The 6,984-nt window shown below is 35.0% G+C and carries 6 protein-coding genes; 2 read left to right on the forward strand and 4 right to left on the reverse strand.

Annotated features, from left to right (window positions below; all coding sequences use genetic code 11):
• Positions 1–110: 110 nt before the first annotated feature.
• Both V7024_RS00455 and V7024_RS00460 read right to left on the reverse strand, forming a co-directional pair.
• Positions 111–1,850, reverse strand: a complete 1,740-nt coding sequence (locus V7024_RS00455) for an MFS transporter (protein WP_335514127.1) — start codon at positions 1,848–1,850, stop codon at positions 111–113.
• Positions 1,851–1,878: 28 nt separating this feature from the next.
• Entirely contained in the window at positions 1,879–2,415 is a 537-nt protein-coding gene (locus tag V7024_RS00460; protein ID WP_335514130.1) for a helix-turn-helix transcriptional regulator, read from the reverse strand.
• A gap of 556 nt (positions 2,416–2,971) precedes the next feature.
• On the opposite strand from V7024_RS00460, the gene V7024_RS00465 reads away from it, so the two are divergent.
• On the forward strand, positions 2,972–3,937 hold the full coding sequence (locus V7024_RS00465) for a quinone oxidoreductase family protein (protein ID WP_335514132.1): 966 nt from the start codon (positions 2,972–2,974) through the stop codon (positions 3,935–3,937).
• Between the two features lie 39 nt (positions 3,938–3,976).
• Here V7024_RS00465 and V7024_RS00470 read toward each other — a convergent pair whose 3' ends face one another.
• Both V7024_RS00470 and V7024_RS00475 read right to left on the reverse strand, forming a co-directional pair.
• Entirely contained in the window at positions 3,977–4,492 is a 516-nt protein-coding gene (locus V7024_RS00470) for a GrpB family protein (RefSeq protein ID WP_335514135.1), read from the reverse strand.
• Between the two features lie 24 nt (positions 4,493–4,516).
• On the reverse strand, positions 4,517–4,777 hold the full coding sequence (locus V7024_RS00475) for a YqkE family protein (RefSeq protein WP_335514137.1): 261 nt from the start codon (positions 4,775–4,777) through the stop codon (positions 4,517–4,519).
• A 561-nt stretch (positions 4,778–5,338) separates the two neighbouring features.
• Here V7024_RS00475 and V7024_RS00480 point away from each other — a divergent pair.
• On the forward strand, positions 5,339–6,928 hold the full coding sequence (locus V7024_RS00480) for a bifunctional metallophosphatase/5'-nucleotidase (protein WP_335514142.1): 1,590 nt from the start codon (positions 5,339–5,341) through the stop codon (positions 6,926–6,928).
• Positions 6,929–6,984 lie beyond the last annotated feature (56 nt).

Here is a 6,984-nt window from a genome sequence, read left to right on the forward strand (position 1 = left end):
CTATTGATTTAGTCCTTTCCTCCATTTCAACAAGAAAAAAATAGAAAGTCAAAAGAAAAGCGATTTGTTCACATAATTTTGTTATATTAAGAAACTAGAAGGAAATATTACTATACATTTAGTTTTTTTCTCTTATCAACTTCAAATTGCTTATTACGAAACATAAAAGCAACTAAACTACAGAGCAATATAATTGGTATACTCGCTTTATATAAGTCTGTAAAACTTGTTGCCATCTCTTTTTCGGCATAATGACTAATATCATCTGAGAATGCACCAACTTCTCTCCTTACGTCTTCTATTTTTTCCTCAGCCGCTTTCGTTACTTGATTTGTAATTTCTCCCCGCTTCATTTCTCTGTATTCTACGGGAACTTCATTTAAAGTATTATTTATTTTCTCTTGAATCATATTTTCCTTTTGTTTCTGACTTAAACCAATGTTATCAGTTCCTTGTTTCTTTTCTATATTTGATTCTAAGTTTTTATTTTGTATTTTTTCCTTTGTTACTGTTAATATTTGATCTTGTTCTGCTTTATCAACATGAAGATCATGAACTTTGTTTTCTGCATAGCTATACACATTTTCTTTATTTAAAGATAAATTATGAGTCAAACCTGATACAAAAATAGCCACAGCTAATACAATTCCTATTTGTCTTAGCATGGACACGATACTTTGGGAGGCAGTCAATAGTTCCCCCTCAAATGAGGAAGCAGTTAATATAGTGATTGGCCCAATGACTAAACCGTAACCAACACCTAAAATCATACACGGAATGATAATTTCTCGACTAGTTGAATCAACGCCTATCATCTGTAAACAATAATAAGCAAGACTCATAACTATGAATCCTATTAATATAACCAGAACCTTGCCAAGTTTCTTCATAACTAGCGAAGCAAACGGAGAAACTAAAAATATCATGGCAGAAATAGGTGTCACTAAAAGAGCTGCTTCAATTTCTGTTCGGTGTTGTATTTTTGTAAGGAATGTCGGAAGTAAAACAGTTACACCAATTAGAAATAAATTACTTAGTATAACTACGATAGAAGCTCCAACAAAGGTTCTATCTTTAAATAGCTGTAAATTTATCATCGGTGATGCAACTTTTCTTTCAACTAAAATAAATAAAATGAAAGAAGCCGCACTAATGATATAGCAACTCCATGAAAAGTTACTCAGCCATCCCCAGGCATTCCCTTTAACTAAAACAAGTGTAGAAAAGAAAATAGCACCACTGGAAAGTACTAATCCAGTCCAGTCAATTTTAGCTGCAACTTGTTCTTCATTTTTTATTTTTAACATAATGAAACATAAAACAATACCAATAATACAAGTTGGAATATTCACAAAGAATACCCATCTCCACCCTAAATTTTGTGTAATAACACCTCCTAGTACAGGACCTATAGCTGCTGATAATCCTTGTGTCACTCCTAAAAGACCGAGCGCAATATGCCTTTTTGCCAATGGAACGGCTGATACTCCAATTACCATACTTATTGGAAACAAAATAGCAGCCCCTATACTTTGAATAAACCGAGAAAAAACAAGAAAATCTCCCGTATTCGCAAACGCACATAATGCTGAACCAACTCCGAAAATTATTAAACCCATAATATATAATTTTGCCTTTCCAAATATATCAGCAATTCGCCCTAGTGGTATCGCTAATACTGCAATAGACATCGTATATACATTCAATACCCAAGACATTTTCTCCAATGATGTATTCACATCAACCTGTATTGCTGGCAAAGCAATATTCATAATTGTCGTATCAATCATACATAGAAAAATACCTAAACACATTAAGAAAACAATTTTGATTCCCTTTGATTGTTCCATAACAATCCCCCCTTTCTCATATGTAACTTTACTTTTCATCTTCTTTTTCTTGCATTGTAAGCTGAGCTAATTTATTTTTTAATGTTTCAACTTGTGCAGTATAAGATGCAATCCCAAGATCTAATGAAATCTCTTCTGCAAATGTAATTCCTTCTTTCCATTTTTCATATTTCAAACGGAGATCTGTAATATATGCTTCTTTTCTTTCAATTTCTTCTTCAATCCACTTTTTCATCGTATTCGTATCGCTATAATCCCCAAAATACATACGCATTAAAAAGTCAGAACGTAAAACATCCTTCTCTACATCTGTCTTCATATATTCATAAAATTCTTCTCTTCCTTCATCTGTTATGAAATACATTTTTTTATTTGGCTTACCTTCTTGCATCACAACCTCTTTTTTTATTTTCTCTTCTTTTTCTAACTGCCTTAAAGTCGGATAAATCATTCCAAAACTGCCATCAAAAAAATGAGTGAATACTTCTTCAAAAACAATTTTTATATCATAGCCGGATAATTCTTTTTCCATGAGTAACCCTAAAACAACATCTCTTCCTTTCAAAATTAACACCTCACATAATCAATATAATCAACAATCATATTAACATTGTTAATATGATTGTTGATTATACATTTTATTCCTTCGTTTGTAAAATGTAACCATTAAAATAGGATTTTATTAAGAGGGGAGATCTATCCTCACCTAATTAACGTTTTGAGGCGGACATATTACTTCGTTTATCACCATATAAAGACACTGATTTCTCTTAAAAAGGAACGCTTATGGGACTTTATTTATTTCTCCCCAAATAGGGAGAGATACTATTCAAATTCAAAGCTCATTGCTAAAAATAAATGGTCCTAATATATTAGTCATGTTTAATATGTTAGAACCATGATATCTTAAATATTTTTTTGATTTATATCTAGATAAATTCAAAACGGTACGACTTTTTAAACAGTTCAACTTTGTTCCAAACCAACACCAACGCATCTGGCCATACATAGAAGCAATCAGTGCCCTTCCCCACTTTTTTAAAACGTAATCCCTTGCTTTCTTCATCCTTTTATCTTACAGTGTAAGCGTAAAACAAAATACACAAAGTAGAGGAAAAAAGATGAAAGCTCTTATATTTAACACATTTGGAGAACCAGAAGTATTACAATATAAAGAAATCCCAAATCCTGTTATTGGACCTAATGAAATTCTTGTAAAAATGAAAACGATTGGTTTAAACTTTGCTGATGTTTATAGAAGAAAAGGTAATTATCACCTTGCCGGTAAACCACCGTATATTTTAGGCTATGAAGGCGCTGGAATTGTAGAAATGGTAGGAAGTAACGTTACGACATTCAAACAAGGAGACTCTATCGCATTTGCAGATGTTCCTTATGCAAATGCAGAGCTTGTAGCAGTTCCAGTAGAGAAAGCAATTCCACTTCCTAATCATATTTCACATGAAACTGCTGCTTCTATTTTACTACAAGGTTTAACAGCTCACTATTTAACCCGAGATAGCTACGCGGTAAAAGAAGGAGATATTGTACTCGTACACGCCGCTGCCGGTGGTGTTGGCCAACTTCTTTTGCAAATTATAAAATTATTAGGCGGTAAAGTGATTGCACTTACTTCTTCTATTCAAAAAGCAAAAGCTGCCGAAGCTGTTGGCGCAGACTGGGCCTTTTTGTATGAGGATAATTGGAAACAGAAAGTCATGCATGCGACTAATGGAAAAGGTGTCGATGTCGTATATGAATCTGTTGGTTCTACGTTGATGGATAGCTTTGAGGCAACACGTATTGGAGGGACAGTTGTGTTTTACGGAATGGCAGGAGGCGATCCAGCGGCTGTAGACCCGCGCATGCTTATGGATACATCTAAGACGCTAACCGGCGGAGATTTATGGAATGTACTCACGTCTCATAATGAACGCGTTATTCGTTCTAATGAGCTGTTCACGTGGATTCAACAAGGAAAGATCAAGTTATCTAAGCCAACTACATTTTCATTAAGCGAAGGCGCAAAAGCACACCATTATTTAGAAAGTAGAAAAAGCACAGGAAAAATTTTATTACTTCCATAAAACAATGATAAAAATAACGTGCCACTCACATATGGCACGTTATTTTTTCTTCATCCACTCTATCGCTCTTTGTTCCCTCTCACGTACAAATGCATCTTTTCCTTCAATATACCGCTCAATATCATATGTAAATTGTTTCGCAAGCTCTTGCTTTAGCGTTGCATATGCCTCTGCTTCTTCACAATGCTCCATCATGTAATCGCGAAAAGAGAGGTGTCGTATAATTTCTTGATTCCCTGTTTCATATACATGTAAATGATAGCTTCGCTTTTCTTCTGTACCGTGTATGTAGAAGCGCCGTCCCGAGATACCATTTTCACCTTTTGGTGTATAACCTAGTTTTTGGAAGATACCATTCCAACTATCCACTTTGTCAATATTCGTAACTTCCATAATCATATCAATAATCGGTTTTGACGCTAATCCAGGCACAGATGTACTGCCAATATGATGCACTTTCACATGTTCCGGCATTGCTTCCTTTAAACGTTTCGCCTCTTTCTGAAACTTTTCTGCCCAATGATTTTCATAGGGCACTACTTCCACTTTTCTCATGCCCATCCCCCTTATATTCGTTTCTTACTTAAAGTCTTTCCATGACAAGCTACTTTCACCTAATAATTCTTCAAATGATTTATTTTTTTCACGTTCACGCTGTTCTTTACGCTTTCTCTCTAACTCCATTTCTTGTTTCTGTTCCTCTTGCTCTTTTAACTCTTTCTGTTTACTTTTTAGTTGCTTCATTAGAGCTTCGGTCAATTGATCTCCAATTGTTAGTGTTTCCTTTTCCATCTTCATTACGCTTTGTTTCTGTGTTTGCTTTTGTTTTTTCTTCGCCATAATCAAATCACCTTTTACTTTTTTCTTTATTATAGTAGAAAGTGTAAATTAGCAGCAACTAATAGGATAGTATCACTATTAAGCGGTACTAACCCTAACTCTCTATACCCAAGTAAAAAAACATCTTTCTTTTAATTGTAGATCATTTTTTATTCTACATAACCGCGATTTATATAAATCCACTTTGATTTTTTTACAGACAAATCGTAACTATGCAGAATACTACATGCTCGCAACTGGCATACTCCTTTTGTTTCAAACCTGGCATGTGGTTGGAAAAGGCCCTGACCGCTCCTATGCACGGCCAGACGCTCTCGCTCCCCCTAAAAAAAGGGTTTTTATGTCGGTTTTTCAATTCGCATTTATATATATATATTGAAATTCAAAATAGTTTTATAGAGTTAACCGCTTACAATTAATTATTTATTTTCTATATAAAAATAAAAAGATGTTTTGTGAATTTTCTTAAAATATTAAACTTTATATAGATTGTTTCCTCATAATCTATTAAAATTATGTCGTATAATGTCAGATTTACATAAAAGGGGAGAAACAAAAAACATGTGGAAAAAAATTATACCTGCAGTTGCTGTCTTAAGTACTGTTACATTCTCAAGTGTATTTGCAGCACAACCAACTTCTACACCAGCACAAGAAAATCGTTATATCGATGTTCAAATGCTGGGCATTAATGACTTTCATGGTCAATTAAACACAGTGAAAAAAATAAATAACAAGGAAGCTGGTGGCGTCGATTATTTAGCTGCATACTTACGTGATCACGAAAAACAAAATCCAAATACGCTACTTGTTCATGCCGGAGACGCAGTTGGAGCAAGTCCACCCGTTTCAGCTTTATTACAAGATGAACCAACAATTGAAATCTTCAATGACCTTGGCTTTGATGTTGGAACCATTGGAAACCACGAATTTGATGAAGGTATAGACGAAATGCGTCGCCTTATTTATGGCGGTTATCATGAAAAGACTGGCAACTTTAAAGGTGCTCAGTTCCCTTACGTTGCAGCCAATGTTTATAACAAAACAACTGGTCGTTTATTTTTACCGCCATTTACAGTAAAAATGGTACAAGGCGTTCCAGTTGGTTTTATTGGTGTTGTTACAACAGAAACACCAAACGTCGTTATTCCGAAAATGGTTGAAAATGTACAGTTCACAGATGAAGTAGAGGCAATTAACAAATCTGCACAGCAATTAAAGCGATTAGGCGTAAAATCAATTGTTGTATTAGCACATAATCCGGGTACAACAGATGATAAAGGCATTACAGAGGGAGATCTCGTTCACTTAGCCCAAAATACCGATCCAGAGGTTGATGTCATTTTTGGCGGTCATAACCATGCATATGTAAACGGCACTGTAAACGGAAAACTTCTTGTACAAGCTTATTCGTACGGTATGGCTTTCGCAGATGTTGATTTAAAAATTGACAAGAAAACAAAAGATATTGTAGAGAAAAAGGCCGAGATTGTTACAACGTTCCACGACGGCATCCAACCAGATCCACAAATTAAGAAAAAAATGGAACAGTATGAAGAAAAAGTCGCTCCTCTTGTAAGTGAAGTTGTCGGCAAATCTGCAACTGCTTTAGATAGAACACAATCACCTGCCGGGGAATCTACGCTTGGTAACTTAATCGCTGATGCACAGCGCATTGCAATGAATGGACAAATTGCCATTATGAATCCAGGCGGTATTCGCAACGATTTAGATGCCGGAGATATTACGTGGGGAGAATTATATGGCATTCAACCTTTTGGCAACCAGCTAATAAAGTCAACCTTAACTGGGAAAGATATTCGTGACATTTTAAATCAGCAGTGGCAAAAAGATAAGACACGTATGCTCCAAATTTCTGGCATCACATATAAATGGGATGATAGTAAAGCAGCCGGTGAAAAAGTCGTTGATGTGCAATTATCAAATGGTGAAGCGCTTGTTGATTCACAAACATATACTGTCGTAGCAAATGCCTTTTTAGCTTCTGGCGGGGATGGTTTCGTTTCATTTAGAAATGGGAAAAATGCAGAAACAGGACCAAATGATTTAGAGGCTCTAGTAGACTATGTGAAGCAAGCAACATCACCAATTGAAGCAAAAATTGAAGGACGTATTCAAAAAATAAATTAGTCATTATAGAATACAAATTTTGAATCTTTTCAAATCTTATTATCTATAATTAGTGG

The sequence above is a fragment of the Bacillus sp. JJ864 genome, from assembly GCF_036963045.1.
GTDB classification, from domain to species: domain Bacteria; phylum Bacillota; class Bacilli; order Bacillales; family Bacillaceae_G; genus Bacillus_A; species Bacillus_A pseudomycoides_C.